25 protein-coding genes are annotated in these 26,169 nt (G+C 62.3%); 11 read left to right on the top strand and 14 right to left on the bottom strand.

Annotated elements, in window-relative coordinates; all coding sequences use genetic code 11:
* Nucleotides 1–19: 19 nt before the first annotated feature.
* The 3 genes from ileS to FHX14_RS22635 form a co-directional block, all read right to left on the bottom strand.
* A complete protein-coding gene (ileS, locus tag FHX14_RS22645) occupies nucleotides 20–2,911 on the bottom strand; it encodes an isoleucine--tRNA ligase (RefSeq protein ID WP_184378815.1) in 2,892 nt (963 codons plus the stop codon).
* Nucleotides 2,912–3,198: 287 nt separating this feature from the next.
* Nucleotides 3,199–4,182 (bottom strand): bifunctional riboflavin kinase/FAD synthetase, encoded by a 984-nt coding sequence (locus tag FHX14_RS22640; RefSeq protein WP_003588298.1) that lies wholly within the window; start codon nucleotides 4,180–4,182, stop codon nucleotides 3,199–3,201.
* Between the two features lie 26 nt (nucleotides 4,183–4,208).
* Nucleotides 4,209–5,057, bottom strand: coding sequence for a TIGR01459 family HAD-type hydrolase (locus tag FHX14_RS22635; protein ID WP_184378813.1), 849 nt, complete (start codon nucleotides 5,055–5,057; stop codon nucleotides 4,209–4,211).
* 284 nt (nucleotides 5,058–5,341) lie between these two features.
* Here FHX14_RS22635 and groES point away from each other — a divergent pair, with 284 nt between their 5' ends.
* The 3 genes from groES (at nucleotide 5,342) to FHX14_RS22620 (ending at nucleotide 8,467) form a co-directional block, all read left to right on the top strand.
* Entirely contained in the window at nucleotides 5,342–5,638 is a 297-nt protein-coding gene (gene groES / locus FHX14_RS22630) for a co-chaperone GroES (RefSeq protein ID WP_003545797.1), read from the top strand.
* Nucleotides 5,639–5,708: 70 nt separating this feature from the next.
* A complete protein-coding gene (gene groL, locus FHX14_RS22625) occupies nucleotides 5,709–7,352 on the top strand; it encodes a chaperonin GroEL (RefSeq protein ID WP_003584509.1) in 1,644 nt (547 codons plus the stop codon).
* A 668-nt stretch (nucleotides 7,353–8,020) separates the two neighbouring features.
* A complete protein-coding gene (locus FHX14_RS22620) occupies nucleotides 8,021–8,467 on the top strand; it encodes a hypothetical protein (protein WP_097623992.1) in 447 nt (148 codons plus the stop codon).
* Between the two features lie 62 nt (nucleotides 8,468–8,529).
* Here FHX14_RS22620 and FHX14_RS22615 read toward each other — a convergent pair whose 3' ends face one another.
* Complete coding sequence (locus tag FHX14_RS22615; RefSeq protein WP_184378811.1) at nucleotides 8,530–9,240, bottom strand: glutathione binding-like protein; 711 nt, start codon at nucleotides 9,238–9,240, stop codon at nucleotides 8,530–8,532.
* A gap of 212 nt (nucleotides 9,241–9,452) precedes the next feature.
* On the opposite strand from FHX14_RS22615, the gene FHX14_RS22610 reads away from it, so the two are divergent.
* Nucleotides 9,453–9,866 carry a DoxX family protein gene (locus tag FHX14_RS22610; protein WP_012556712.1) on the top strand — a complete coding sequence of 138 codons (414 nt, stop codon included), beginning with the start codon at nucleotides 9,453–9,455 and terminating at the stop codon, nucleotides 9,864–9,866.
* An 84-nt stretch (nucleotides 9,867–9,950) separates the two neighbouring features.
* Here the strand turns inward: FHX14_RS22610 and hisG are convergent, their stop codons facing one another.
* The 3 genes from hisG to hisS form a co-directional block, all read right to left on the bottom strand.
* Nucleotides 9,951–10,646, bottom strand: coding sequence for an ATP phosphoribosyltransferase (hisG, locus tag FHX14_RS22605; protein ID WP_054181414.1), 696 nt, complete (start codon nucleotides 10,644–10,646; stop codon nucleotides 9,951–9,953).
* Entirely contained in the window at nucleotides 10,643–11,764 is a 1,122-nt protein-coding gene (locus tag FHX14_RS22600; protein ID WP_184378809.1) for an ATP phosphoribosyltransferase regulatory subunit, read from the bottom strand. The genes hisG and FHX14_RS22600 overlap by 4 nt, the downstream gene beginning before the upstream one ends.
* Before the next feature lie 231 nt (nucleotides 11,765–11,995).
* Nucleotides 11,996–13,519, bottom strand: coding sequence for a histidine--tRNA ligase (gene hisS, locus FHX14_RS22595; RefSeq protein ID WP_054181413.1), 1,524 nt, complete (start codon nucleotides 13,517–13,519; stop codon nucleotides 11,996–11,998).
* Nucleotides 13,520–13,654: 135 nt separating this feature from the next.
* Here hisS and FHX14_RS22590 point away from each other — a divergent pair, with 135 nt between their 5' ends.
* The 3 genes from FHX14_RS22590 to FHX14_RS22580 all read left to right on the top strand — a co-directional run bounded on the left by FHX14_RS22590 (nucleotide 13,655) and on the right by FHX14_RS22580 (nucleotide 15,268).
* A complete protein-coding gene (locus FHX14_RS22590) occupies nucleotides 13,655–14,410 on the top strand; it encodes a hypothetical protein (protein WP_184378807.1) in 756 nt (251 codons plus the stop codon).
* Nucleotides 14,411–14,469: 59 nt separating this feature from the next.
* Nucleotides 14,470–14,838 (top strand): hypothetical protein, encoded by a 369-nt coding sequence (locus FHX14_RS22585; protein ID WP_184378805.1) that lies wholly within the window; start codon nucleotides 14,470–14,472, stop codon nucleotides 14,836–14,838.
* A 70-nt stretch (nucleotides 14,839–14,908) separates the two neighbouring features.
* Nucleotides 14,909–15,268: a DUF305 domain-containing protein gene (locus tag FHX14_RS22580; RefSeq protein ID WP_184378803.1), complete on the top strand. Its 360-nt coding sequence runs from the start codon at nucleotides 14,909–14,911 to the stop codon at nucleotides 15,266–15,268.
* A 216-nt stretch (nucleotides 15,269–15,484) separates the two neighbouring features.
* On the opposite strand, the gene FHX14_RS22575 is transcribed toward FHX14_RS22580, so the two are convergent.
* Nucleotides 15,485–16,534 (bottom strand): aldo/keto reductase, encoded by a 1,050-nt coding sequence (locus FHX14_RS22575; protein ID WP_012556705.1) that lies wholly within the window; start codon nucleotides 16,532–16,534, stop codon nucleotides 15,485–15,487.
* A gap of 360 nt (nucleotides 16,535–16,894) precedes the next feature.
* Between FHX14_RS22575 and FHX14_RS22570 the strand changes: the two genes are divergently transcribed.
* Complete coding sequence (locus FHX14_RS22570; RefSeq protein ID WP_003588314.1) at nucleotides 16,895–17,599, top strand: HAD family hydrolase; 705 nt, start codon at nucleotides 16,895–16,897, stop codon at nucleotides 17,597–17,599.
* 15 nt (nucleotides 17,600–17,614) lie between these two features.
* Here FHX14_RS22570 and FHX14_RS22565 read toward each other — a convergent pair whose 3' ends face one another.
* Nucleotides 17,615–18,124, bottom strand: coding sequence for a hypothetical protein (locus FHX14_RS22565; protein ID WP_184378801.1), 510 nt, complete (start codon nucleotides 18,122–18,124; stop codon nucleotides 17,615–17,617).
* Complete coding sequence (locus FHX14_RS22560; protein ID WP_003588316.1) at nucleotides 18,121–18,750, bottom strand: DNA-3-methyladenine glycosylase I; 630 nt, start codon at nucleotides 18,748–18,750, stop codon at nucleotides 18,121–18,123. The genes FHX14_RS22565 and FHX14_RS22560 overlap by 4 nt, the downstream gene beginning before the upstream one ends.
* 261 nt (nucleotides 18,751–19,011) lie before the next feature.
* On the opposite strand from FHX14_RS22560, the gene FHX14_RS22555 reads away from it, so the two are divergent.
* The 3 genes from FHX14_RS22555 to FHX14_RS22545 all read left to right on the top strand — a co-directional run bounded on the left by FHX14_RS22555 (nucleotide 19,012) and on the right by FHX14_RS22545 (nucleotide 21,382).
* On the top strand, nucleotides 19,012–19,761 hold the full coding sequence (locus tag FHX14_RS22555; RefSeq protein WP_012556702.1) for a L,D-transpeptidase: 750 nt from the start codon (nucleotides 19,012–19,014) through the stop codon (nucleotides 19,759–19,761).
* 135 nt (nucleotides 19,762–19,896) lie between these two features.
* Entirely contained in the window at nucleotides 19,897–20,583 is a 687-nt protein-coding gene (locus tag FHX14_RS22550; RefSeq protein ID WP_003588319.1) for a L,D-transpeptidase, read from the top strand.
* 124 nt (nucleotides 20,584–20,707) lie between these two features.
* Entirely contained in the window at nucleotides 20,708–21,382 is a 675-nt protein-coding gene (locus tag FHX14_RS22545) for an outer membrane beta-barrel protein (protein ID WP_003588322.1), read from the top strand.
* Nucleotides 21,383–21,458: 76 nt separating this feature from the next.
* On the opposite strand, the gene FHX14_RS22540 is transcribed toward FHX14_RS22545, so the two are convergent.
* From FHX14_RS22540 to FHX14_RS22525, 4 genes are all read right to left on the bottom strand, one after another.
* A complete protein-coding gene (locus FHX14_RS22540; protein WP_184378799.1) occupies nucleotides 21,459–21,899 on the bottom strand; it encodes a hypothetical protein in 441 nt (146 codons plus the stop codon).
* Nucleotides 21,900–21,938: 39 nt separating this feature from the next.
* Nucleotides 21,939–23,249, bottom strand: a complete 1,311-nt coding sequence (gene glcF, locus FHX14_RS22535) for a glycolate oxidase subunit GlcF (protein WP_184378797.1) — start codon at nucleotides 23,247–23,249, stop codon at nucleotides 21,939–21,941.
* A gap of 238 nt (nucleotides 23,250–23,487) precedes the next feature.
* Nucleotides 23,488–24,687: a glycolate oxidase subunit GlcE gene (glcE, locus tag FHX14_RS22530; protein WP_184378795.1), complete on the bottom strand. Its 1,200-nt coding sequence runs from the start codon at nucleotides 24,685–24,687 to the stop codon at nucleotides 23,488–23,490.
* Nucleotides 24,684–26,123, bottom strand: a complete 1,440-nt coding sequence (locus tag FHX14_RS22525; RefSeq protein WP_184378793.1) for an FAD-linked oxidase C-terminal domain-containing protein — start codon at nucleotides 26,121–26,123, stop codon at nucleotides 24,684–24,686. Before FHX14_RS22525 ends, glcE begins: the two co-directional genes overlap by 4 nt.
* Between the last annotated feature and the right edge of the window lie 46 nt (nucleotides 26,124–26,169).

Below are 26,169 nucleotides of genomic sequence, written 5' to 3'. Positions count from 1 at the left end.
ATTCACCCGGCAAATATCTTCACGCGAGCCGGGCAAGCTCGCGAAGCGCGGCAGCGTCACGGGCAGAGACATCGGGATATTCGGGATCGGAGCCCACATCCCTGGTGATGCGCCAGGAGCGGGCGCATTTCTCGCCCTCGGCAAGCTTCGGCACGACGCTGACCAGAGGCACTTCGGCAAGGCGGAAGGCCTCCGCCGGGCCTTCGCCGGCCGCAATTTCGATGGCCGAGGTGATGCAGACTTCGGTGAAGTCCTGGCCTTCCAGCGCCTTCATCAGTTCCGGATCGGCGATGTGGACGACGGGAGCGGCTTCCAGCGAAGAGCCGATGCGCTTGTCCTTGCGCTCGATTTCCAGGGCGCCCGTGACAACCGAGCGGACGGCGCGGATCTTCTTCCACTTCTCGGCCAGGGCATCGTTACGCCATTCCTTTGCAACCGGGGCAAACTGCTCCAGATGCACGGAAACGGCAGACGGGTTGCGCGACAGCCAGGCCTCCTCGGTGGTGAAGGGCAGCATCGGCGCAAGCCACGTCACCATGCAATCGAAGATCTGGCGGATGACGTGCAGGCTGGCGCGCCGGCGCAGGCTCGACGGCGCGTCGCAATAGAGCGCATCCTTGCGGACATCGAAATAGAAGGCCGACAGCTCGACATTGGCAAAATCGATCAGCGCACGGGCGATCTTCTTGAAGTCGAAGGCATCGTAGTTCTCGCGCACCAGCTCGTCGAGTTCGGCAAGCCGGTGCAGCATCAGCTGCTCCAGTTCCGGCAGATCGGCAAGCAAGATCTCCTCGCCCTTGTCATGGGCAAGGGTGCCGAGCATCCAGCGGATGGTGTTGCGCAGCTTGCGATAGGCGTCGACATTGGTCTGGATGATCGTCTTGCCGACGCGCAGGTCGTCTGCATAATCCGAGGTCATCACCCAGAGGCGCAGGATATCGGCGCCGGCATCCTTCATCACTTCCTGCGGCGCCGTAACGTTGCCCTTCGACTTCGACATCTTCTCGCCCTTCTCGTCCATGGTGAAACCATGGGTGAGGACGGCGTTATAAGGCGCGCGGCCGCGGGTGGCAGCCGATTCCAAGAGCGAGGAATGGAACCAGCCGCGATGCTGGTCGGACCCTTCGAGATAGAGGTCGGCCGGCCACTTCAGGTCGGGGCGGTCCTCCAGCGTGAAGGTGTGCGTCGAGCCGGAATCGAACCAAACGTCGAGGATATCCATGACCTGCTTCCAGCGGGAATGGTCATGGTCGTTGCCGAGGAAACGCTCCTTGGCGCCATCGGCAAACCAGGCGTCGGCGCCCTCCTGTTCGAAGGCCTCGAGGATACGGGCGTTGACGGCTTCATCGACCAGGACCTCGCCCTCATCGTCGGCAAAGACAGCGATCGGCACGCCCCATGCTCTTTGACGGGAAAGAACCCAGTCCGGACGGCCCTCGATCATGGCGCGCAAGCGGTTCTGGCCGGCTGCGGGCACGAAACGCGTGTCGTCGATCGCCCCCAGCGCCCGCGAACGCAGCGTCGTGCCGTCGGCAAGGGTCTTGTCCATGTAGACGAACCATTGCGGCGTGTTGCGGAAGATCACCGGCTTCTTCGAGCGCCAGGAATGCGGATACTGGTGCTTCAGCCGGCCGCGGGCAAAGAGCGCGTTGCGTTCGATCAATGCCTTGATGACGCGGTCGTTGGCATCGCCCTTCTTGCCGTTGTCGTCGATGACGCGGGCGCCTTCGAAGCCGGGAGCGTCCGATGTGTAGAAGCCGCCGTCATCGACGGGGAACGGGATTTTGGAGTCGATGCCACGAGCCTCAAGCGTGCGGACGGCCGACATCCAGGCATCGAAGTCTTCGCGGCCGTGGCTGGGTGCCGTGTGCACGAAACCGGTACCGGCATCGTCGGTGACGTGATCGCCATCGAGCAATGGCACGGCGAATTCATAGCCGCCGTCCAGACCCTTGAAGGGATGCGCACAGGCCATCGCTGCGAAGTCGGCCGCAGAGACATCGCTCAGGCGCTTGTACTGCAGCTTTGACTTGGCGAAGGATTCCTCGGCCAGCTTGTCGGCAAAGATCAGCCTTTCGCCGGGACGCGGACCAAAATCGTTCTCGGCAGCCGTTACCTCGTAGAGACCGTAGGAGACACGCGCGGAAAAGGAGACCGCGCGATTGCCGGGGATCGTCCAGGGCGTCGTCGTCCAGATGACAACGAAGGCATCTTTGAGCGCAGCCGGACCTTCGACAACGGGGAATTTCACCCAGATCGTGTCGCTCTCGTAGTCCTGATACTCGACCTCGGCCTCGGCGAGCGCCGTGCGCTCGACGACCGACCACATGATCGGCTTGGAGCCGCGATAGAGCTGGCCGCTTGCGACGATCTTCAGGAGCTCGCCGGCGATGCGCGATTCCGCGTGGAAGTTCATCGTCGTATAGGGGTTGTCGAAGTCGCCCTCGATGCCGAGACGCTTGAACTCTTCCGCCTGGGTCTTGATCCAGCCGGTGGCGAATTCACGGCATTCCCGGCGGAACTCATTGACCGGGACCTCGTCCTTGTTCCTGCCCTTCTCGCGGTATTTCTCCTCGATCTTCCACTCGATCGGCAGGCCGTGGCAATCCCAGCCGGGCACGTAGTTGGCGTCGTAGCCGCGCATCTGGAACGAGCGGTTGATGACGTCCTTGAGGATCTTGTTCAGCGCGTGGCCGATGTGGATGTTGCCGTTGGCATAGGGCGGGCCGTCGTGCAGGACGAACTTTTCGCGGCCGGCGGCCGAAGCGCGCAGTTTCTTGTAGAGACCCATCTCCTGCCAGCGCTTGACCAGCTCCGGCTCCTTCTGCGGCAGGCCGGCGCGCATCGGGAAATCGGTTTCGGGCAAATAGAGGGTCTTCGAATAGTCGATCTTTTCGGCTGTGTCGGTCATATCGGGACAATCGTTTCTGGCGGCCCAGGAAGGGGCGCAACGGCGTGAAAAAGCTGGTGACGGAAGCGCTCATAGCCAAGCGCCAAAAACCCGGACCTCCCGGCCGCTTAGCGCGCGCGGAAGGCCGGGCCGATAATTCGCATCGTCATCGCCAGCCGAAATTTCGTCATAGCGCCGGTTCATAGGCGTTTTTGCCTGGAAAAGGAAGAGCAGAATTCGCGCTATGCGATCCCCCGTCGCGAGCGAAATTTTGTTTGCGATCGAAAAATCCCGTACCCAGCGCAGCCTCAGGAAAAGCAGAGCTTCCGGTCGAGTTCGCCCAAGGGCTGGACGCCCGACAGCAGCGCCCTCGCCTCTTCCTCGTCGCGCTTGATCTGGGCGACCAGCGGATCAAGGCCGTCGAATTTCAGTTCGGGTCTTAGATAGCCGAAGAAGGAGACGGCGCAGCGCTGGCCGTAGAGGTCGCCGCTGAAGTCGAAAAGATAGGTTTCGAGCAGCGGCGCGCCGTTTTCCGTCACCGTCGGGCGGCGGCCGTAGCTGGCGACGGCGTCGTGCAGCGTGCCGTCCTGGCGGCGGAAGCGGACGGCGTAGATGCCGGCGGCAAGTTCGACCTCCGGCGGCAGGCGCATGTTGGCGGTGGGAAAACCGAGCTGCCGTCCGAGCTTTTCGCCGTCGATCACCTCGGCCTCGACCGTATAGCGGTAGCCCAGCATGCCGGCAACTTCGCTGACGCTGCCTTCTTTCAGCAGCGCGCGGATATGGCTCGACGAGACGACATCGGCGTTTTCATCGCGGAAGGCATCGATCAGAGTGACACCGAAGCCATAGGTCTGGCCGGCGTTCATCAGGAAGGCGGGACCGCCCTCGCGGCCGCGGCCGAAATGGAAATCGAAGCCGGTGACGACTTCCGAGGCGCCGAGCCAATCCTTGAGGATCGAATGGATGAAATCATCGGCCGAACGCTGCGAGAACTCGTAATCGAAGGGGTATTCGATCACCGCGTTGAACCCCAGCGTTTCCAGGATGCGCGCCTTCAGCGGCGCGGGCGTCAGGCGGAAGACCGGGGTCTCGGGCCGGAAGACCGTGCGCGGATGCGGTTCGAATGTCAGCACCAAAGCCGGAATGCCGCGCGCCTTGGAGATTTCGAGCGCGCGGTTGAGCACCGACTGATGGCCGCGGTGCACGCCGTCGAAATTACCGATGGCAATGACGCCGCCCTTGAGATGGGCGGGCAAGGGTTCCCGGGTTTCATTGCGGTGGAAGACGGTCATCGGCTGGCTTCTCTTTATGCAAGTCTCTATGCAAGGCGGGGCATCCACCACTTCGGCGCGGCGTTTTCCCGATCGAGATAGGCGTTGAGGATCGCCTCGTCGGTCTCGCCGTTCAAGGTGTATTCCCGGGCGTGGATACCGCCGCTGATGTAGAGAAGGTCGAGGCCGTAATTCAAGGCGCCGCGCACGTCCGTCGGCATGCCGTCGCCGATCGCCAGCACGCGGTCGACGGGGAAATCGCCGCGAAGCTCGCGGGCAGCGGCCAGCGTTGCCTCATAGATCGGCCGGTGCGGTTTTCCGGCGATGCGGGTGCTGCCGCCAAGCTGCTCGTAATAGGCGGCCATGGCGCCGGCGCAGGGAATGATGCGATGGCCGCGCTCGACGACGAGGTCGGGATTGGCGCAGATCATCGGCACCTCGCGGGATTTGAACTCCAGAAGCATGTCGGTGTAATCCTCCGGCTTCTGGGTCTCATCGTCGAAGAAGCCGGTGCAGACGAGCGATTGCGCTTCGCCTGCCGGCCGGCGCTCGACGTCGAGACCGTCGAGCAGCGGGCTGTCACGCTCGGGGCCAAGCAGAAAGACCGTCTTCGGCCCTTCGGCGATCAGCCGGCGGGTTACGTCGCCAGAGGTGACGATCCGGTCATAGGCGCTGTCGGGAACGCCGATCTGGCGCAGCTGCTCGACGACCTGCCACGAAAGGCGCGGCGAATTGGTGATGAGGACGACGGCGACGCCGCCGGCGCGCGCCGCTTCAAGGGCAGCGGCCGCCTTCGGAAAAGGATCGACGCCATTGTGAACGACGCCCCAGACATCGCAGAGCACCACGTCATAGTGAGCTGTGATTTCCGAGAAGTTTTCTATCCGCCTGGCCATTCCGATTTCCCGATTTGCTTCAGTCACCGGTGACATTGCAAAGGCGCAAGGCGATGGCAAGGAATTTTCTTTGTCGTCCGCCCAGCGTGCCGGTTTCGGCGGCAATCTGCGTAATTCTCCGGCCTCTTCACAATTCGGGCACAAAAATTCGTGATTGCTCTCATTGACTCCTTTCGGAGCCATCCCTAAATGCTCGTCGCTAGCACTCACCGCAAGGGAGTGCTAACATCTATCCATGTGGGCCGCTCCGGCCCGCGAATGTCATTCGATCGAGGGATTAGACAATGGCAAGCACCAACTTCCGCCCCCTTCACGACCGCGTCGTTGTTCGCCGCGTTGAGTCCGAAGCCAAGACCAAGGGTGGCATCATCATTCCCGATACCGCCAAGGAAAAGCCGCAGGAAGGCGAGATCGTCGCCGTCGGTTCCGGCGCTCGTGACGAGTCCGGCAAGGTCGTCGCACTCGACGTCAAGGCTGGCGACCGCATCCTGTTCGGCAAGTGGTCCGGCACCGAAGTCAAGATCGACGGCGAAGACCTTCTGATCATGAAGGAAGCCGACATTATGGGCATCATCGGCTGATCAGCCGCTGGCCTTTCCGACGTAGCCGACGGGTCTAGAACCCGGACACTCGAATTGAGGAGTTTCAATCATGGCATCTAAAGAAATCAAGTTTGGTCGTACCGCGCGCGAAAAGATGCTGCGTGGCGTCGACATTCTCGCCGATGCAGTCAAGGTAACGCTCGGCCCGAAGGGCCGTAACGTCATCATCGACAAGTCCTTCGGCGCTCCGCGCATCACCAAGGACGGCGTTTCCGTCGCCAAGGAAATCGAACTCGAAGACAAGTTCGAAAACATGGGCGCTCAGATGGTCCGCGAAGTTGCTTCGAAGACCAACGACATCGCCGGCGACGGCACCACGACTGCAACCGTTCTGGCCCAGGCGATCGTTCGCGAAGGCAACAAGGCCGTTGCAGCCGGCATGAACCCGATGGACCTGAAGCGCGGTATCGACCTCGCTGTGGCCGACGTCGTGAAGGATCTCCAGGCCAAGGCCAAGAAGATCTCCACCTCTGAAGAAGTTGCACAGGTCGGCACGATCTCGGCAAACGGCGACAAGCAGGTCGGTCTCGACATTGCCGAAGCCATGCAGAAGGTCGGCAACGAAGGCGTCATCACGGTTGAAGAAGCCAAGACCGCCGAAACCGAACTCGAAGTTGTCGAAGGCATGCAGTTCGACCGCGGCTACCTCAGCCCCTACTTCGTGACCAACCCGGAAAAGATGATCGCCGACCTCGAAGACGTCTTCATTCTCCTTCACGAGAAGAAGCTCTCGAACCTGCAGTCGATGCTCCCGGTTCTCGAAGCTGTCGTCCAGACCGGCAAGCCGCTCCTGATCATCGCTGAAGACGTCGAAGGCGAAGCTCTTGCGACCCTCGTCGTCAACAAGCTGCGCGGCGGCCTCAAGATCGCTGCCGTCAAGGCGCCTGGCTTCGGCGACCGCCGCAAGGCCATGCTCGAAGACATCGCCATCCTGACCGGCGGCACCGTGATCTCCGAAGACCTCGGCATCAAGCTCGAATCCGTCACGCTCGACATGCTCGGCCGTGCGAAGAAGGTTTCGATCTCCAAGGAAAACACCACGATCGTCGACGGTTCGGGCGCCAAGTCCGACATCGAAGGCCGTGTTGCCCAGATCAAGGCCCAGATCGAAGAAACCACCTCCGACTACGACCGCGAGAAGCTGCAGGAACGTCTTGCCAAGCTCGCTGGCGGCGTTGCCGTCATCCGCGTCGGCGGCTCGACGGAAGTCGAAGTGAAGGAAAAGAAGGACCGCATCGACGACGCCCTCAACGCGACGCGCGCTGCCGTTCAGGAAGGCATCGTCCCCGGCGGCGGTATCGCTCTCCTGCGCTCCTCCACGAAGATCACCGTCAAGGGTGCAAACGACGACCAGGAAGCCGGCATCAACATCGTTCGCCGCGCCCTGCAGTCGCTCGTTCGTCAGATCGCTGAAAACGCAGGCGACGAAGCCTCGATCGTTGTCGGCAAGGTCCTCGACAAGAATGAAGACAACTACGGCTACAACGCCCAGACGTCCGAATTCGGCGACATGATCGCCATGGGTATCGTCGACCCGCTCAAGGTCGTTCGCACGGCACTGCAGAACGCTGCTTCTGTTGCATCGCTGCTGATCACCACCGAAGCCATGATCGCCGAACTGCCGAAGAAAGAATCGGCTGGCGGCGGCATGCCGGGCGGCATGGGCGGCATGGGCGGAATGGACATGATGTGATAGGCTAAAGGCCTTTCACAGCATCGTTCATAAATCCGCCCATCATCTAAGATGGTTCAGCGCGTCAAGCGCGCTGAACTGGCGGAATGGACATGATGTGATAGGCGAAAGCCGTCACTGACATCCATTCCGGTACATCCGGAATAGGAGGGCGGCCTTCGGGTCGCCCTTTTCTTTTGCGCCCATTTCTTGTCTCTGGCGATTCGGTCAGTTGTGCGCAATTTCATGGCGCATCGCCCGCTTCCGTCCGGGAAGCTTTCGCGAAGCTTGCGTTGCCACGCTTTTTTAGGCCGCCGGTCTCGGCGGGAGATTGCGGTGTTGCGGCACCATTTCTCACCTCATATCGCGTGGAACCGCATCCAAAACCCGCTAAATTGAGGTTTCGGCGCTGCTTCCCCGCTCGATAGGCTGAGGATACCGGCATCCCAGGAAAAATGCCGATCCGACCACCCCTTAAAAAGCCGTTGCCGTTTGTTCAAAAGCTCCTATAAATCCGCGCTGCAATTGAAGCGCGCCCACAAACGAGCGCGAGAGACGTTCCGCGGGCCCGTTGGCCCGGGCAACGATCGTCGGTAAAAAGCACGGGCATCATGCCCGCTGCTGCGTGATCCTGTTTTTGTGTTTACCGAGCGTGCGGCGGAGGAGCTGCATCCGAACGGGGGAACGCCTTGTTTAAGATCGCCAAAGCCAATGCAGCCGTACCTTTGACACCCGGCTCGCTTGAACATCACAATCAAAATGACGAGATGGTGGCTCAGTTTTCGATTTCCGAGGCCTGGACCGGAGATTTGTCGAGCGGCATGCTCCGCCTCGGCGAATGGAGCGCGATGCTGCACGGCCTCTCCGCACGGGACTGCGGGCTCTTGAGCCTGATCCGCTGCTATGACAGCAAGGACCGCGGCCACATCCTGGAACTGTTCGAGCAGGCGGCGACGCTCTGCTCCTCCTTCTGTTTTTCGACGACGATCATCATGCCGAACGGCTTGCGCCAGCCGCTCTTCTGCATGGGCGAGTCGAACGGGCTCGAGGAAAAATACAGCGGCAGCATGGTCGGCGTCTTTATCTTTCCGCGCTTCAAGCTCGAAGGCGCAAGACAGATCACAAGTCCGCGATAAGACCACCAATGCAGAGCAAAAGGCCGTCCGCGAGGACGGCCTTTGTGTTTTCCGGCGATGCGTTACTCCGGCTTAACCGGAATGTTCAGCCCCTTCTCGCTGGCCGGGCGGGCGATGCAGCGCTGCAGCCAGTCCATCACGGCGGGGAAATTCGCATAGTCGAGAATCTCGCGGCCGCCATAAAAAATATCGGCGCCGCGAACCCAGGTGAAAGTGGTGATGTCGGCGATCGTATACTGATCGCCCATGATCCACTGCCGACCCTTCAGCCGGCCTTCGAGCACGCCGAGCAGCCGCTTGGATTCGTCGCGGTAGCGCTCCACCGGATAGGAATTGTTGGCAACCTTGTCGGCGGCGAATTTGTGGAAATGGCCGAACTGGCCGAACATCGGGCCGATCCCGGCCATCTGGAAAAACACCCACTGAATGCATTCGTAGCGGCCGGCGGCATCCGCAGGGATGAGCTTGCCGGTCTTTTCCGCGAGATAAAGCAGGATGGCGCCGGATTCGAAAAGACCGATCGGTTTGCCATCGGGCCCGTTGGGATCGATGATCGCCGGAATGCGGCCGTTCGGGTTGAGGGATTCGAATTCGGGCGACTTCTGCTCATTGGCGGCAAAGGAAATATAATGCGGCTCATAGGCGAGCCCGAGCTCCTCGAGGGCGACCGATACCTTCACCCCATTCGGGGTCTGCAGGGAATAGAGCTGGATGATGTCGGGATTTTTCGCCGGCCAGCGCTTCGTGATCGGAAATGCGGACAAATCTGCCATCGGATTCTCCTTGTTGGGCGCCGACCATAAGAGGCCGGGTGCGGCAAAGGCAAGCGGCTGTCCGCAGGATATCGTTCCATATTATTGAACGAACTGTCCCCGTTCGTTTATCTTTCCATAACGAAGGAAAAAGGCGACATAGGAGGCATCCGAGGTCCACACGGTGCCGGGGCACCAAGATCTCCAGAGTCATTCAAACGGAGACAGCATCCATGTCGAACGCCATTATCCTGATTGCCCGCATTCTTCTGTCTTTCATGTTCGTCCTGTCCGGCTTCATGAAACTAACCGATCCTGCCGGTACTGCGGGCATGATCGCCGGTGCCGGCCTGCCCGCAGCAACCCTGTTGGCCTATGTCGCAGGCCTCTTCGAACTGCTCGCCGGCCTTGCCGTTCTCACAGGCTTCCAGGTCCGCATTGCCGGATGGCTGCTCGCGGGCTTCTGCGTCTTCACGGCCGTTGCCTTCCATCTGCCCTACGCAAGTGGCGCGGAGCTCGTGAACATCCTCAACCAGATCATGGTCATGAAGAACATCACGCTGGCCGGCGCGTACATATTGCTCGCCACGGTCGGTGCCGGTGCCTATTCGATTGACGCCCGCCGCGGCGCCTATGCGGCTGCCTGATCCAACAGACATCCTCCCAGACATGCAGAACCCGCCGTCATTGAATTGACGGCGGGTTTTCTTATGCATTCAATGATCGCTAGATCAGAGGGCGGCGCGCACCGCGTCGATAATCGCCTGCACGACCGGCGCATCGACGTGGCTCTCCTTGCGGGCGCGCACCAGGCAGGCCTGCGAATGCAGGATGACGCCGTCCTGGAGCACCTTCAGGTGGTTGGCGCGCAGCGTCGAGCCGGTAGAGGTGATATCGACGATGATATCGGCCGAGCCGGAGGCGGGAGCGCCCTCGGTGGCACCGAGGCTTTCGACGATACGATAGAGCTGAATGCCGTGCTGGCTCGAAAAGAACTGCTGGGTCAGCCGCCAGTATTTGGTGGCGATGGCCAGGCGCCTGGAGTGGCGGGCGCGGAAATCGGCAGCGACATCGCCGAGATCGGCCATGGTCTCGACATCCAGCCAGATTTCCGGCACGGCGACGACGACATCGGCATGGCCGAAGCCGAGGCGGGCGCAGAATTCGACGCGCTTATCCACCTCGGAAAAACCTTCCCGCATCAGATCCTCGCCGGTGACGCCGAAATCGACGGTGCCGTTGCCGAGTTCGCGGGAGATTTCGGAAGCCGAGAGGAAGGCCACCTCGACATCGTCCCAGCCTTCGACGCGGCCGCGATAGGAGCGGTCGTTGCCGACAGCCGTGATCGGCATGCCGGCCCGTTCGAAGATCGCCGAAGCATCGTCCTTCATCCGGCCCTTGGAGGGAAGCGCGATGGTGATGGTCATACGGCTGCCCTTTCGGTTTCGATGCGGTCGAGCCAGAAGGAGAAGCCGACGGCCGGAATGCGGTCCGTCGCACCGAGGAAGGTCAGGAGTTTATCGAAGCGGCCGCCGCCGGCCAGAACCGCGGCCGATCCTTCAACCGTCACCTCGAAGACGAGGCCGGTGTAATAGTCGAGCGGCCGTCCGAAGGCGGCGCGGTAATCGAGGCAGGAAAGATCGACGCCGGCATCGGCAAGGGCGGCGACCCGGCCGTTGAAGCGGGAGAGCGCATTGCCGAGTTTCAGGCCGGCAGCATCGGCAAAACCGGCCAGTGCTGCGGACGCATTGACGAGCGGCACGTCGAGCGACAGGAACTCTTCCAGCACGTGGAAAGCCGCGTCGTCGAGGCGCGTTTCGGAGAGGATTAGCTTTTCCTTGAGCCGCCGGGCAATCTCCAGCGGCGAGCGGCCGGCATTGGTCGAATAACCCGTCGCCTGCATTTCCTGCTCGAGATGGGAGACCAGCGCCTGCTCGTCGCCTGATGCGACAAGCTTGGCGATATCGTCATCCAGCCCGGTGACGAATTGCGGACTGACGAGACCGGCCAGCAGCGCTTCGAGCTGCGTCATGTTGCCGAAGGCGTGGATCAGCCGCTTCTGCCAGCCGAGCGGCAGGCCGAGCGCCTGGACGACCGCCTCGAACACTGCTTGGTCGCCCAGCGTCACCGACAGGCGCCGGCCTGGCAGCAGGCGGGCGAGAATGCCGGTGGCATCGCCGATGGCGCGGGCGTCGGCGCTCGGTATGTTGATATCACCGAGATCCTCGATGCCGGCCTGATAGAATTCATTGGCGCCGTCGCGGCGCTGGCGGAACACTTCGCCGAGATAGGCGTAGCGCTTCGGCGTGCCGGTCGCCGTCTCAATGTGGCGTAGACAGACGGGGATGGTGAATTCCGGACGCAGGCAGAGGCTGGCGCCGGTTTCGCTCTCCGTCATGAAGATGCGGCGGCGCAGATCCTCGCCGGCGATATCGAGGAAAGGCTCGGCGGGCTGAATGACCGGCGTGTCGATGCGCTCGACCTTGCGGGCGTCGAACTCGGCCAGCAGGTCACTGGCAAATTCGGGGAGGTTGATCAGGGGCATGCCGCACTCCAAACGGTAGGCGAAGGGCGTGCCGGAAGGCACCCCCCTCTGCCCTGCCGGGCATCTCCCCCACAAGGGGGGAGATCGGCAAGAGGCGCGGGCCTCCCACGATATTGGGCGTGCGTTAAATGATTTCGGCCATTTGCGACGTTTGACTGGAGCAAGTGGCCGCTCCTATCCGATCTCCCCCCTTGTGGGGGAGATGCCCGGCAGGGCAGAGGGGGGTATGCCTCAGACATCGCCGCCCGCCCTCTTCCGATCCTCCGCCTGCGCCGCAAGAATCTCCCTCACCTTGGCGACGAGGTCGGCTTCCGGCACGGTCTCCTGCGCCACGCGGGCTTCGCGCCAGCTGGCATTGTCCTCGATCTCGCCGGAGAGCCGCTTGCCCTCGATCAGATCCTTGATCTGCACCACGCCGGTTGCGCGCTCATCGCCGCCCTGGATGATGGCGACGGGGCAGCCGCGGCGGTCGGCATATTTCAGTTGGTTGCCGAATTTCTTCCAGTTGCCCTGGAACATCTCGGCGCGGATGCCGGCGGTGCGGAGTTGCTGCGTCATCTTCTGATAACGGCCCATCGCCTCGACATCGCCGTCCATGACGGTCACCAGCACCGGCTCGATCACGTCGCTGGCGCCGAGCTTGCCGAGGTTCTTCAGCGCCGTCATCAGCCGGGAGACGCCGATCGAAAAGCCAGTGGCCGGCACCGGCTGGCCCATGAAGCGGGAGACCAGGCCATCATAACGGCCGCCGCCGCCGACCGAACCGAAGACGACCTTTTCGCCCTTCTCATTGGTGACGTCGAAGCTCAGTTCGGCCTCATAGACCGGGCCGGTATAATATTCGAGGCCGCGGACGATGGAGGGATCGATCTTGATGCGATCGGCGCCGTAGCCGGCGCTCGCAACCAGCGCACCGATGAAGTTCAGCTCCTCGACGCCTTCGGCGCCCTTTGAGGTTCCGGCAACGAGTTCGGCCAGGCGCGAAGCGCTTTCGGCATAGTCCTTGATGCCGACGAAGAACAGCACCTTGTCGATCTGCGCCTGGTCGAGGCCGGCGCCCTTGGTGAAGTCGCCGGATTCATCCTTGCGGCCGGGGCCGAGCAGCAGGGCCACGCCCTCCGGGCCGAACTTGTCGAGCTTGTCGATGGCGCGCAGCACGTTGAGCCGCTGGCCGGCCTTGTCGTCGCCGCCGAGGCCGATCGCCTCGAGCACGCCGTCCAGGACCTTGCGGTTGTTGACGCGGACGACATAGTCGCCGCGCTTGATGCCGAGAGCCTCAAGCGTATCGGCCATCATCATGCACATTTCGGCATCGGCCTGAACACCCGGCGCACCGACGGTATCGGCATCGAACTGCATGAACTGGCGGAAGCGGCCCGGGCCCGGCTTCTCGTTGCGGAAGACGTAACCGGCGCGATAGGTGCGGTAGGGAAGCTGGATCTCGTTGAAATTCTCGGCGACATGACGGGCAAGCGGCGCCGTCAGGTCGTAACGCAGCGACATCCATTGCTCGTCGTCGTCCTGCAGCGAGAAGACGCCCTCGTTCGGCCGGTCGCTGTCAGGCAGGAACTTGCCGAGTGCGTCGGTATATTCGAACTGCGGCGTTTCGAGCGGGTCGAAACCATAATGCTCATAGACTTCCCTGATCTTTGCCGTCATCTCGTTGACGGCGCGGATATCGCCGGCCGTCCGGTCGACGAAGCCGCGCGGCAGGCGGGCCTTGAGCTTTTGCGGTTTCTTCTGCTTGTCGTTCATTTCCGGGAATTCCGCTGACTGTGACAGTGGCGGTTTCCTAGCGGATTGGGCGGGGAGCGGCAAGGGCGAAGGGTCTTGATGTGGCTGCCAGAATCGATTGAACAGGGTATTCATCCGAAACGCGGGATATGCATCATGATCGCTGAAGCGCTTCTCTATGCCGCGACATGGCCGCTGACCGGCAAGGCGTATCGAAAGTTCATCCGCTATTCCGTCAATCTCTGGTCACGGGCCGGGCGCTGCGCCGGCGAATGGGCCGAGCATGAAACGATGAGCCGGAATGCGATCCGCGCGGCGACGGCCGATCTCCGGCAGAAGCGGACCGCCGTCGTACTCGGCTCCGGCCTGTTGCGGGACGTGCCGATCACGGAACTGGCAGGCGCATTCGATACCGTCGTTCTGGTCGATCTCGTTCATCTCGCCTCGGTGCGCCTGTGGCTTGGGGCCAAAGGCTATCGCAATGTCAGGCTGATCGAGCGCGATCTCTCCGGCTATGACGACCTTGCCGCCGGCAAAGAGCCCGAACCCCTCGGCTTCCTGCGCTCGGTGCCCTATCTCGATTTCGTGGTTTCGGCCAATCTGCTGTCGCAGATCGGCCGCGGCGTCAAACGCCGCTGCGAGGCCGAGGCCGGCCGCATGCCTGAAGATACCGTGGAAAGGCTGATTGCGGCGCATCTGGCCGGGCTTTCGGGGCTCTCCTGCCGCAACTGCCTGGTGAGCGACATCGCCTATGCCGTCATCGACCGCAACGGCAAGACACATGAAGAGGCCGAGCTGCTGCACGGCGTCCCGGCACCGCCGTCGAAAGCAGCCTGGATATGGCCGGTGGCGCCGCTTGGCGAGGCGAGCCGGGATTACCGGATCGAGCACAAGGTGATTGCCGCCTGGTGAGACACGAGGCCGTGACTGACGGCTTGGATTGCCGCCGGCATTCCCCTATATGAAACAGCATGCGCACGCTCGCCCTCATCACGATGGTTCTCGGCTGGCTGGTCTACAGCGCCATGTCCGCATGGGCGGGCTGCCCGGCCTGCGCGTCGATGAATGCGCCGGTCGCAGTCGATAACGGCAGCATGCACCACGAGATGGCTGGCATGAAAATGCCAGAGGGAACAAGCCATGCCGCTCCCTTGAAAGAGCCCTGCACCGGCGGCGACGCTGCGCATATGCCGCTTTGCGCCGCCTGTCTTCTGCTGCCGCCCACGGTGACGGTCATGGATGGCGGAAAATCCGTTTTCGGCTATCCCGCCCCTGCGCTTGCTCGCGCCCTGGATGACAAGCGGCCTGCTCCCCAGGCACCCCCTCCCCGACTGTCCTGACTTCAATCCATGCCGATCAGGTGGCGCTGCTGCCTGGAAGACCTATTGTCAGACAGAGGAAGGAACTCTCATGTCTTTGAAAATCATCACGCTTACCGCAATGCTCGCCATCATCGCCGTCCCCACCCTTGCCGAAGACATGTCCATGGACATGAGCAAGCCGATGGGCAGTCACGATGCGGCAAGCCACGCCTTCAGCGAGGCGAACACCAAGATGCATAAGGATATGATGATCAAGTATAGCGGCGATGCCGATGTGGATTTCGTCCGCGGCATGATCCCGCACCATCAGGGCGCGATCGACATGGCGAAGATCGAGCTCCAATACGGCAAGGATGCCGAAATCCGCAAACTCGCCGAAGGGGTGATCAAGGCGCAGGAAGCCGAGATCGCCGAGATGAACGCCTGGCTCAAGGCCCACGGCAAGTAAGTATCCCGAACCAGTGCAGCGGATATCCGGCACAGGTCCCCGGCTGTCCGGTTCGCGCCATGGCCGCCCCTCACCCTAACCCTCTCCCCGTAAACGGGGCGAGGGGACGTGCCACGCGAGACGTCCGCGAGGGACGGCGAGGTCGCGGCATGGTCCCTTCGCCCCGCAGGCGGGGAGAGGTGGCGGCAGCCGGATGAGGGGCTGCTCTCGGCGATCTCAGCCCTTCGGCTCGAAATCGACCGGCCGGCGGCCGGCGCCCTGCCGCGACAGCATCCAGCCCGGATATTCGGGAGCAAGGGCGCTGACCTCGTCGAGCTTCGTCATATCGTCCCCATCGAGCTTCAGCTTGACGGCGGCCAGGTTCTGGTCGAGCTGGTCGACATGCTTGGCGCCGATGATCACCGTGGTGACGAAAGGCTTGGCGAGGATGTAGGCGAGCGCCACGGTGGCGACGCTGACGCCGTGCTTTTCGGCGACCTCGCGCATGACGGCGACGCAGGCCCAGGCCTTGTCCTTGTCGACCGGCGGGAAGTCGAAACTGGCGCGGCGGCCCTCGCCGTTGCCGGGCGCGCCGGGACCGTATTTACCGGACAGGAGACCGCCGGCGAGCGGCGACCAGACCATCAGCCCGAGCTTCTCCTCCTGCATCATCGGCACGATGTCGCGTTCGAGATCGCGGCCGGCGATGGAATAATAGGCCTGCACCGTCTCGAAACGGGCAAAGCCACGGCGTTCGGAGAGGCCGAGCGCCTTGGAAATGCGCCAGGCCTGCCAGTTGGAGACGCCGATGTAACGCACGAGGCCGCGGGAAACGAGATCGTCGAAGGCGCGCAGCGTCTCCTCGATCGGCGTCACCGTATCGGTCGCGTGGATCTGATAGAGGTCGATATGATCGGTCTGCAGACGCTTCAGGCTCGCCTCGACCGAATCCATGATGTGGCCGCGCGAGGCGCCGCGGTCGTTCGGCTTGTCGCCCATGACGCCATAGACCTTGGTGGCGATGACGACGTCCTTGCGGGGCACGTCGAGGTTCTTCAGCGCCTGGCCGAGCAGCCTTTCGGACTCGCCGGCAGAGTAGACATCGGCGGTGTCGATGAAATTGACGCCAGAGGCAAGCGAGCGCTCGACGATCCGGTCGGCGGCATTCTGGTCGACATCGGCGATGGCGCCCCACATGGTGCCCTGTTTGGCTTCGCCGAAGGTCATGGTGCCCAGGCAGATTTCCGAGACGAAAAGTCCCGTATTTCCGAGTTGATTGTAACGCATGGTCGAAAAAATCCTTTGTGTCTGCCGCAAGAGGGGCTTGCGAACCGCTGAACTTCATTTTTTGATTATTGGCCTGCGCGCGTGACAGGCACAGCCGTGGCTGGCTGCAAGGTGAGGCGATTTTCATGTAGTGCGGCGGCGAGGCTTTTCAACGCCGCGCCCTTGTCTCAACAGCCTTGTCTCGACACAGCCCTTGTCTCGACACAGGCGAGCGATAGATTGCCGGCGATATTTCAAGAACAGGATGATTTTCGGCCGGGTCGGTCTAAAATCTGAATCCTGTTCTCAATTTTAGAGTTAGAACATGATGTTGTTCGAAAACCGCTCACACTTTTCGGCATCATGCTCAAAGGTACGCATATGACGACGCGACCACTGACCACGATCGGCTTCGATGCAGACGACACGCTCTGGCAGAACGAACAATATTACCGGCTGACGGAAGCGCATTTCACCGGGCTTCTTGCCGATTTCGCCGAAGGACCGAAGATTTCCGAGCGGCTGCTGGAAGCCGAGAAGCGCAACCTTCGCCATTACGGCTTCGGCATCAAGGGTTTTACGCTATCGATGATCGAGACGGCGATCGAGATCACCGAAGGCAAGGTTCCCGCCGGCGTGATCGCCAAGATCCTCGATACCGGCCGCGATCTTCTTTCCCATCCGGTCGAGACCATGCCGCATGTGCGCGACACGCTGGAAGCGCTTTCCGGCAAATATCTGCTGGTGATGATCACCAAGGGCGACCTGTTCGACCAGGAGCGCAAGCTCGCCCAGTCCGGGCTCGGCGACTTCTTCGATGCCGTCGAGATCGTCTCCGACAAGACGGCCGTCACCTATCGCCGCATCTTCGCCAAGGTCGGCGATGGGCCGGAACGGGCGATGATGGTCGGCAATTCGCTGAAATCGGACATCGTGCCGGCGATCGCCGCCGGCAGCTACGGCGTCTTCGTGCCGCACGAACTCACCTGGGTGCTGGAACATGTGGACGAACCGACGGAGGCGCCGCGCTTCCGCAAGATCGGCCATCTCGGCGAATTGCGCGATCTGATCGACCGGCTGGCTTGAGGCAGGACGCCCGCCTTATTGCTGTTTGGCAGGCGCCTTGGGAAAGAGCGACGGGCGTTCCGGCTCGGCCGGCGGCTGCGGCTGTTTCGGGGCAGCCGCCAAAGGCTCGATCAGGATGCTGAAGGGGGCACCGAGGCCGCGGCGCGGCGACACCTTGGAATAATAGGGACGCAGCAGCCAGGTGGTGTTTTCCTTGACCGTCGTCTCGAAGCTCATGCCGTCCTCGTCGGTGCCGAAGAAGGCCTCGTCATCCGGTTTCGACAGGTCGAAGATCGCCAGGAAGGCGAATTTGCTCTTGGTGGCAAAGTCGATCTTGATGTGCTGGCCGGCGCGCACCGGCAGCGTGTAGACGTGACCGTTGCCGAACTTCGTCCAGCCCTTCAACTGCATGGTGACGGCCGGGAATTGCAGCTTCTCCAGCTTTTCACCGGGATCGAGCTGCGGCGTCTGCGCCAGAGCGGGGACCGTCAGGAGAAAGAGGGCAGCGGCGGCGATCAATGTTCTCACGGATGCATCTTCTTTCATGGTCGGACCAAAACGGCGCGCATCGCCTCGACCTCGGGCCGGCAGAAGCAGCCCTCCAGATGATCGTTGACGAGGCCCATCGCCTGCATGAAAGCATAAACTGTGGTCGGGCCGACAAAGGTCCAGCCGCGTTTCTTCAGATCCTTGGAAATGATCGTCGAGGTCGGCGTCGTCGGATTGGCGACGATATGCTCGCGATCGACCACTCCAGGCCGCTCGTTATGACCTGGTTCGTAACGCCAGAAATAATGGGCGAGCGAACCGAATTCGTCTCTCAGCGCGATGGCGCGCCTGGCATTGTTGATGGTGGAGACGATCTTGCCGCGATGGCGGATGATGCCGGCATCGGCAAGGCAGCGGGTGACGTCCTCGTCACCGAACAGGGCGACCTTTTCGAAATCGAAGCCGGAAAAGGCGGCGCGGAAATTCTCGCGCTTGCGCAGGATGGTCAGCCAGGAAAGGCCGGATTGGAAGCCTTCGAGGCAGATCTTCTCGAAGAGGCGGATATCATTGGTGACAGGGCGGCCCCATTCCTCGTCATGATATCTCATATAATCCGGCAGATTGGCGTGCCAGTGGCAGCGGCTCCTGCCATCCTCGCCGATGATGATGCCTGTCTCGCTCATGTCCGCTTCATTCCCGGGCCCGTCTGTTTGCCGGTCCGCTTGGTTTTCCGGTCATGATTCCGGCTTTACCATTTGCAAACCGTCTTTCCAAACCGAACGGTAACCCTGACGAAAAGTTTATCCGGCCGGTCGGGTTTTCATGATTCGATCTTTACCATTCGCTGGCGGATTGGATGGCAGCGTCTTTCCCGGGCGGGATATCTCCGCCTGGGCGGATGTCTCCGCCAGCGCATTTTCGGCCATTTGTAGAGAGTCCGTCCGATGATGAAACAGCTTGTTCTTGCCGCAGCCCTGTTCGGCATATGCTCCACGGCCGCCCTTGCAGACGACCGCTACGCCACCCGTCCGCCCGTCGTGCTCAGCCCCGATCTGACGGCGCCCTGGATCAACCAGCTCGGCGGCGGCACGGTTCGCCCCGTCGTCTATCAGCGGCCGGTCGTCCAGTTGCAGCAGCGTGGGCTTTTCCAGCGCCGCGTCATCCGCCAGGCGCCGCAAGTCGCACCGCAGACCGTTTCGGCGATCAACCCGGGCATCCCTGCGATCCGTCATCCGATCGAGCCGCAATTCCTGCCGCAGATGGTCGATTACGACACTGAGGAAAAACCCGGCACGATCGTCATCGATACCAACAACCGCTTCCTCTATCTGGTGATGGACGGCGGAAAGGCGCGGCGCTACGGCGTCGGCGTCGGCAAGCCCGGCTTCGAATGGGCCGGCGCCCACAAGATCACCCGCAAACAGGAATGGCCGGACTGGACGCCGCCTTCGGAAATGATCAGCCGCGAAGCCGCCAAGGGCCACTACCTGCCGGCGCGCATGGACGGCGGCGCGGAAAACCCGCTCGGCGCCCGCGCCATGTATCTCGGCTCGACGCTTTACCGCATCCACGGCACCAACGCGCCCTGGTCGATCGGCAGCGCCGTCTCCTCCGGTTGCATCCGCCTGCGCAACGAAGATGTCGTCGACCTCTATGACCGCGTCCGCGTCGGAACCCGCGTCGTCGTCATGTAACGACACATAAATTATCTTGGAAGCCGCAAGAACAGGCGGCTTCCCTCCCCGAAATTGCTTTATCAGGCCGGGCCGATCTTGTATCGGGCAGAAGTTCATGTAGCTTCAGGCAGATTTGCTTGAGGGGAATCGATCATGATCAAATTGATGCCAGGTCTGGCCGCGGCCGGACTTGTCCTGTCCTTGATGTCTGCATCCGCCTTTGCCGCGCCTGCCGGCTCCGACAACACACAGCGTCCGGCGCAAGTCGTGCGTGTGGCGCAGATGCCAAAATATGTGAAGCCGGAATTCAAGCGCAAGAAAGTGCGGCTGGTGACGACGGAAGCAGCCGGCACCGTCATTATCGATACCAACAACAAGTATCTCTACCTCATCGAGGGCAACAACCGCGCCACCCGCTACGGCATCGGCGTCGGCCGCGACGGCTTCGGCTGGTCGGGCGTCGTCAAGATCGGCCGCAAGGCGGAATGGCCGGCATGGACGCCGCCGGCCGAGATGCGCCGCCGCGAAGCCGCCAAGGGACACATCATTCCCGCTTTCCAGGAAGGCGGCGAGGACAATCCGCTCGGTGCGCGCGCCATGTATCTCTACCAGGGCGGCCGCGACACCATCTTCCGCATCCACGGCACCAACCAGCCCTGGACGATCGGCCTCAACATGTCCTCCGGCTGCATCCGGATGATGAACGAAGACGTGACGCATCTTTACGATCGCGCGCCTGTCGGCACCAAGGTGATCGTTATCGGCCCCGGCAACAAGCAGGGCAAGGTCGCGTTCGAGGACCGCGGCATCGACGTGCTGCGCACGCTTTTCGGCGGCTGAGCAACACTTTAGAAAAAAATGAAAGGCGCTTTTCGTGGCCCCTTTCATTTCTCTTAGACATTGCGGCGGAAAGCTGGCACAGCTGCCGCAAGGTCGACTCATTTGCAATATCGGGGCTATTTCAATGACATCTGCGCTGCGTTCCTCAGCTTCCCTGCTTGCGGGCATTGCGTTTTTCACGATCTGTTCGGCAGCCTCCGTCTCGGCGGAAGACCTGCAATTCTCCATCTACGGCGGCTATCAGACGGCGCCGCACAGCGGCGTCGATCTCTCCGACGGCACGCATTTCACCGCCGGCTGGGAAGGCAAGTCCTTCGGCAGCCCGCCTTACTACGGCGGCCGCGTCACCTGGTGGCTCGAGAATTTCAACAAGCCGAACTGGGGTATTTCGCTCGATTATACCCATGACAAGGTCTATGCCGACGACGATACGCTCGCCAAGACCGGCTGGTCGCATTTCGAATTCACCGACGGCCTGAACCTCTTGACGGTCAACGGGCTCTATCGCTTCCAGGATCCGAGCCGCCGTTGGACGCCTTATCTCGGCGCCGGTGTCGGCGTGAACATTCCGCATGTCGAAGTGATTCGTCCCGAAGGCAAGACCTGGGCTTATGAGTTCGGCGGCGTAACGCTGCAGGCCCAGGCCGGCGTCGACTTCAAGGTGACCGATCGCTGGTCGACCTTCGTCGAATACAAGGGCACCTATTCGCGCGTCGACGTTCCGATCGACAGCGGCGTGGACCTGAAGACCAACATCTTCACCAATGCCGTCAATGTCGGCGTTTCGTTCCACTGGTAATGAAATCAGTAGAGCGGTCCAGCTTTTGGGGCCGCTCTATTTTTTTGCTAAGCGCAATTCCGGACGGAAAACCGCTTTATTTCGTGCCGCAGCTGACCTTGCCTTCGACGGCATAGGGTTTTTCACCGCCTTCGATCGTCAGCGAATAGGTGCCGCTGAAATTTGCCGCCGGCTTGCCGCGTTCGCCGGCAACCACGACCAGATCCAGCGTTGCTCCGCCGGTGTCATCCTCACCGCCGTCGAAGACCTCCATCAGCAGATCGCCATCGCGCGACCAATGGTTGGTCAGATGCTGCGATTCGAAAACACGCTTTCCGAACACGGTCGATTGGGCCGGATCCTTGACAACAAGCGCGCCGCGGAAATGGTTGAGCTTGTGGCCGGCTCCGCTTTCGAAACCGCTCTCGAGCGTGAAGCGCGCTTCCTTGTCATCGGCGGAACAGAAAAAACGGCTGTCGGCATGGGCGGCGCCCGCCGAGCCGAGCAGTCCCGCAAATACGATCATTCCCCGCCACATCGTCTAAACTCCCGAGACCGGCCCGACAGGCCTTTCACGTCAACCTAACGACAAACCTGTTAATTTTTCCGGCACAGCGCCGCCATAGGCCCAATCGAGCAGCTCGACCGTATGCAGGATCGGCATGGCGGTGCCGGTGGCGATCTGGGTGATGCAGCCGATATTGCCGGTGGCGATGATGTCGGCCTTGGTGGCTTCGATGTTTTTGACCTTGCGTGCCTTCAGCGCGGCCGAGATCTCCGGCTGCATGATATTGTAGGTGCCGGCCGAACCGCAGCAGAGATGGCCTTCGGCGGGATCGCGCACGGTAAAACCCGCCGCTTTCAGCAATTGCTTCGGGGCGAGCGTGATGCGCTGGCCGTGCTGCATGGAACAGGCGGAGTGATAGGCGACGGTGATGCCCTTCGGCGTGTGCGCCGGCAGGTCGAGGGTTGCGAGATATTCGGTGATGTCTTTGGCAAGGCCCGAAACCCTCGCCGCCTTTGCGGCATAGGCGGGATCGAGGCGCAGCATATGGCCGTAATCCTTGATCGTCGTGCCGCAGCCCGAGGCGGTGATGATGATCGCGTCGAGCCCCTGCCCGTCGATTTCGCGCGTCCAGAGATCGACATTGGTCCGCGCACTGGCGAGCGCCTGTTCGGCACGGCCCATGTGATGAACCAGCGAACCGCAGCAGACCTCGCCCTCCGGCAGCACGACCTCGACGCCGAGCCGGGTCAAAAGCCGGATCGCCGCCGCGTTGATACCGGGATCGAGCACCGGCTGAGCGCAGCCGGAAAGCATCGCCACCCGGCCGCGCCGTTCGGTTTCGGGCAGATAGCTGCCGGGTTTTGCAAAGGGTGAAGCGGCGGGGATGCGGCGCGGCGCAAGCGCCAGCATGGCGGCGAAGGGTTTCAGCGCGGGCCCCCGCATCAGCCCGGCGAAGGGCCTGCCGAGGCGGGCGAGATTGAGCGCCAGGCGGAAGCGGCCGGGATAGGGCAGCACGGCGGCAAGGATCGCCCGCGTCAGCCGGTTCATCAACGGGCGCCTGTAGGTCTTTTCGATATGGGCGCGGGCGTGATCGACCAGATGCATGTAGTCGACGCCGGAGGGACAGGTGGTGACGCAGGCAAGGCAGGATAGACAGCGGTCGATATGGGTAACGACCTCGGCATCGGCCGGCCGGCCGTTTTCCAGCATGTCCTTGATCAGGTAGATGCGGCCGCGTGGACTGTCGAGCTCATTGCCGAGCGTCACATAGGTGGGACAGGTGGCGGTGCAGAAACCGCAATGGACACATTTGCGCAGAATCTGCTCGGATTCGGCGACATCAGGGTCGAGGAGTTGGGTGGGGGTGAAGTTGGTTTGCATCTAGCTGGGCCTCCGCTTCGGGGGCGTTGTGCCTAGGGCACCCCCCTCTGTCCTGCCGGACATCTCCCCCACAAGGGGGGAGATCGGATCGGGGTGATGGCTTCCCCAAACAACTGGGCTACTGCAACTCCGATAGAACGGCGAGGGAGCAATGGTCCAACCTCTTGCCGATCTCCCCCCTTGTGGGGGAGATGTCCGGCAGGACAGAGGGGGGTGACCCAGACGCAAACTCATCTTCTCACCCCATCTTCCCCGGATTGAAAATCCCGGCCGGATCGAACTTCTCCTTCACCCGCCGCGACAGCATCGCCACCGCCTCGGGCTCGGGATGAAAGGCCGCGGTTGCCGCCCTCGCCTGCTCTGGTGCGCGGATCAGCGTCGCATGGCCGCCGCCGAGCGCCTTGATGTAGCGGCGGACGAGCTCGCCTTCGGGGCCGGCTTCCATGCGCAGCCAGACGAGACCACCCTGCCAATCATAAAATGCGTCGACGCCGGCTTCGAGGCGAAGGGCTGCGACCAGTTGGTGACCGGTGCCGGGGGCGACCGAGACGCGCCAGACCGGCCGCGTCGTGCCGTCGGCATAGGGCAGCACATCGCGGATTTCCTCCCAGAGCCGGCGGCTTTCCGGCTCGTCCAGCCGCGTCACCGTTGCGAAGGCCGACATTGCAGCCGCAAGTTTTTCCAAGCGTACATCAACCGAGCCGGCTAGGCCTTCGATGCGCAGCATCGTCGCTTCGCCCTCGGGCAATTTGCCGGCGAGGAATTTCCAGGTCACCGTCAGCGGCAGATGGGCGGCGGCCGAGACTTCGACCGGCAGCGCCATCGCCGCCGCCATGGCGTTTGCCGCCTCGGCGTCGTTGAGGCCCGACAGAACCACGGTGCGCTCGGTCTTCGGACGCGGCGGCACCCGGAAGGTGACTTCGGTGAGGAAACCCAGCGTGCCGTGCGAGCCGGCGATCAGCTTGACGAGATCGAGGCCGGTGACATTCTTCATCACCCGGCCGCCGGCCTTGATGATCTCGCCCCTGCCGTTGACGAAGCGCACACCGAGCAGGCTGTCGCGGGCAGCCCCCGCAATGAGCCGGCGCGGGCCGGAGACATTGGCGGCAAAGACGCCGCCGATCGTCGGCTCGCCCGATGTGCCCATGACAGGGCGATGATCCATCGGCTCGAAAGCGAGCATCTGGCCGCTGTCGGAAAGTGCTGCCTCGACCTCGGCGAGCGGCGTGCCCGATCGCACGGTCATGACCATTTCGCCGGGATTGTAGGCAACGATGCCGGCAAGCGCGGTCGAGCGCAGCCGGTCTTCTGATGCAACGGCGTTGCCGAAGCCCGCGCGGCTATCGCCGCCGCAGATAGCGAGCGGCCGGCCGCTTTCGGCATGGGCGTGGACGATCGCCGCCGCCTCTTCCTCGCTTGTCGGCGTCAGATCGATCATGCGGCGGGGCGCCCTTCAAGCGGGAAGACCTTGGACGGATTGAGCAACCAGCCGGGATCGAAGGCGGCGCGCGCCGCCATCTGCTGGGCGAGATCGGTCTCGGAATATTGGTGGCGCATCAGGTCGCGTTTCTCGATGCCGACGCCGTGTTCGCCGGTCAGGCAGCCGCCGGCGTCGACACAGAGCTTGAGGATATCGTTGCCGGCGGCCTCGGCGCGGGCGGCATCCTCGGGATCGTTGGCGTTGAACAGGATCAGCGGATGCATATTGCCGTCGCCGGCATGGAAGACGTTGGCGACACGCAGGCCGTAATGGTCGATGATCTCGGCAGTTCTCTTCAGCACATGAGACAGCTGGCTGAGTGGCACGGTGCCGTCCATGCAGATATAATCGGCGATGCGGCCGGTGGCGCCGAAGGCGGATTTGCGGCCCTTCCAGATCAGCGCCGCTTCGGTGGCCGACTGGCATTCGCGCACCGTCTTGACGCCATGCCGGCGGGCGATTTCGACGATGTCTTTCAGCGTCGCGTCCATTTCCGCTTCCGAGCCTTCGACCTCGACGATCAGCAGCGCGCCGACATCGAGGGGATAACCGGCATGGGCAAAGGCTTCGCAGATCTCGATTGCCGGCTTGTCCATGAATTCGATCGCGACGGGGATGATGCCGGCGGCGATGACATCGGCAACACAGGCGCCGGCCTCTTCCGACGCTTCGAAGCCGAAGAGCACGGGGCGCGCGCCTTCCGGCTTGGCGATCAGCCGCACCGTCGCCTCGGTGACGATGCCGAGTTGGCCTTCATGGCCGCAAACGAGGCCGAGCAGATCGTAACCCGCCGCATCCAGCGCCTTGCCGCCAAGCTCGATCACCGTGCCGTCGACCAGCACCATCCTGACGCCGAGCAGATTGTTGGTGGTGACGCCATATTTCAGGCAATGGGCGCCGCCGGAATTCATGCCGATATTGCCGCCGATGGTGCAGGCAAGCTGCGAACTCGGATCAGGCGCGTAGAAAAAGCCGTCCGCCGAGACGGACTCTGAAATATTGAGATTGGTGACACCGGCCTGCACCACGGCAACGCGATTGGGCAGATCGACCTCGAGGATGCGGTTCATCTTCGACAGGCCGAGCACGACGGCATCTTCCTGCGGAATGGCGCCACCCGAAAGCGAGGTGCCGGCGCCGCGCGGCACGACGGGAATGCCGTAGCGGTGGCAATAACGCATGACCGCCGAAACCTCAGCCGTGCTGCGCGGCAGGGCGACGGCGAGCGGCAGGCGGCGATAGGACACGAAAGCGTCGGTCTCGAAGGGAACCAGTTCGCGCGCCTCATGCACCAGGCATTCCGGCGGCAGAAGATCGGTGAGATCGGCGACGATCTGGGCTCGGCGGGCGAGAACATCGGCGCGGGGTTTGAGAAACGATATGGCGTCGGACATGGCGTTCTCCCTAGCCCCTTTCATCGGGAAAATGACGACAGGAACC

The sequence above is a fragment of the Rhizobium sp. BK619 genome (assembly GCF_014195245.1).
Lineage (GTDB): Bacteria > Pseudomonadota > Alphaproteobacteria > Rhizobiales > Rhizobiaceae > Rhizobium > Rhizobium acidisoli.
Note: the sequence above shows the minus strand (reverse complement) of the source record. Positions and strands in the feature narration are given on the sequence as shown.

Coding starts and splice junctions, on each gene's coding strand:
- FHX14_RS22600 (WP_184378809.1), bottom strand. CDS start 11,764: ATGCCCCTGATCAACCTCCCCGAATTTGCCAGTGACCTGCTGGCCGAG.
- FHX14_RS22555 (WP_012556702.1), top strand. CDS start 19,012: ATGATGAAACAGCTTGTTCTTGCCGCAGCCCTGTTCGGCATATGCTCC.
- glcF (WP_184378797.1), bottom strand. CDS start 23,249: ATGCAAACCAACTTCACCCCCACCCAACTCCTCGACCCTGATGTCGCC.
- FHX14_RS22540 (WP_184378799.1), bottom strand. CDS start 21,899: ATGTGGCGGGGAATGATCGTATTTGCGGGACTGCTCGGCTCGGCGGGC.
- FHX14_RS22640 (WP_003588298.1), bottom strand. CDS start 4,182: ATGACCGTCTTCCACCGCAATGAAACCCGGGAACCCTTGCCCGCCCAT.
- FHX14_RS22610 (WP_012556712.1), top strand. CDS start 9,453: ATGTCGAACGCCATTATCCTGATTGCCCGCATTCTTCTGTCTTTCATG.
- FHX14_RS22590 (WP_184378807.1), top strand. CDS start 13,655: ATGATCGCTGAAGCGCTTCTCTATGCCGCGACATGGCCGCTGACCGGC.
- FHX14_RS22565 (WP_184378801.1), bottom strand. CDS start 18,124: ATGAAAGAAGATGCATCCGTGAGAACATTGATCGCCGCCGCTGCCCTC.
- FHX14_RS22545 (WP_003588322.1), top strand. CDS start 20,708: ATGACATCTGCGCTGCGTTCCTCAGCTTCCCTGCTTGCGGGCATTGCG.
- FHX14_RS22570 (WP_003588314.1), top strand. CDS start 16,895: ATGACGACGCGACCACTGACCACGATCGGCTTCGATGCAGACGACACG.
- FHX14_RS22580 (WP_184378803.1), top strand. CDS start 14,909: ATGTCTTTGAAAATCATCACGCTTACCGCAATGCTCGCCATCATCGCC.
- FHX14_RS22585 (WP_184378805.1), top strand. CDS start 14,470: ATGCGCACGCTCGCCCTCATCACGATGGTTCTCGGCTGGCTGGTCTAC.
- FHX14_RS22560 (WP_003588316.1), bottom strand. CDS start 18,750: ATGAGCGAGACAGGCATCATCATCGGCGAGGATGGCAGGAGCCGCTGC.
- groL (WP_003584509.1), top strand. CDS start 5,709: ATGGCATCTAAAGAAATCAAGTTTGGTCGTACCGCGCGCGAAAAGATG.
- groES (WP_003545797.1), top strand. CDS start 5,342: ATGGCAAGCACCAACTTCCGCCCCCTTCACGACCGCGTCGTTGTTCGC.
- FHX14_RS22525 (WP_184378793.1), bottom strand. CDS start 26,123: ATGTCCGACGCCATATCGTTTCTCAAACCCCGCGCCGATGTTCTCGCC.
- hisS (WP_054181413.1), bottom strand. CDS start 13,519: ATGAACGACAAGCAGAAGAAACCGCAAAAGCTCAAGGCCCGCCTGCCG.
- hisG (WP_054181414.1), bottom strand. CDS start 10,646: ATGACCATCACCATCGCGCTTCCCTCCAAGGGCCGGATGAAGGACGAT.
- FHX14_RS22550 (WP_003588319.1), top strand. CDS start 19,897: ATGATCAAATTGATGCCAGGTCTGGCCGCGGCCGGACTTGTCCTGTCC.
- FHX14_RS22575 (WP_012556705.1), bottom strand. CDS start 16,534: ATGCGTTACAATCAACTCGGAAATACGGGACTTTTCGTCTCGGAAATC.
- ileS (WP_184378815.1), bottom strand. CDS start 2,911: ATGACCGACACAGCCGAAAAGATCGACTATTCGAAGACCCTCTATTTG.
- glcE (WP_184378795.1), bottom strand. CDS start 24,687: ATGATCGATCTGACGCCGACAAGCGAGGAAGAGGCGGCGGCGATCGTC.
- FHX14_RS22615 (WP_184378811.1), bottom strand. CDS start 9,240: ATGGCAGATTTGTCCGCATTTCCGATCACGAAGCGCTGGCCGGCGAAA.
- FHX14_RS22635 (WP_184378813.1), bottom strand. CDS start 5,057: ATGGCCAGGCGGATAGAAAACTTCTCGGAAATCACAGCTCACTATGAC.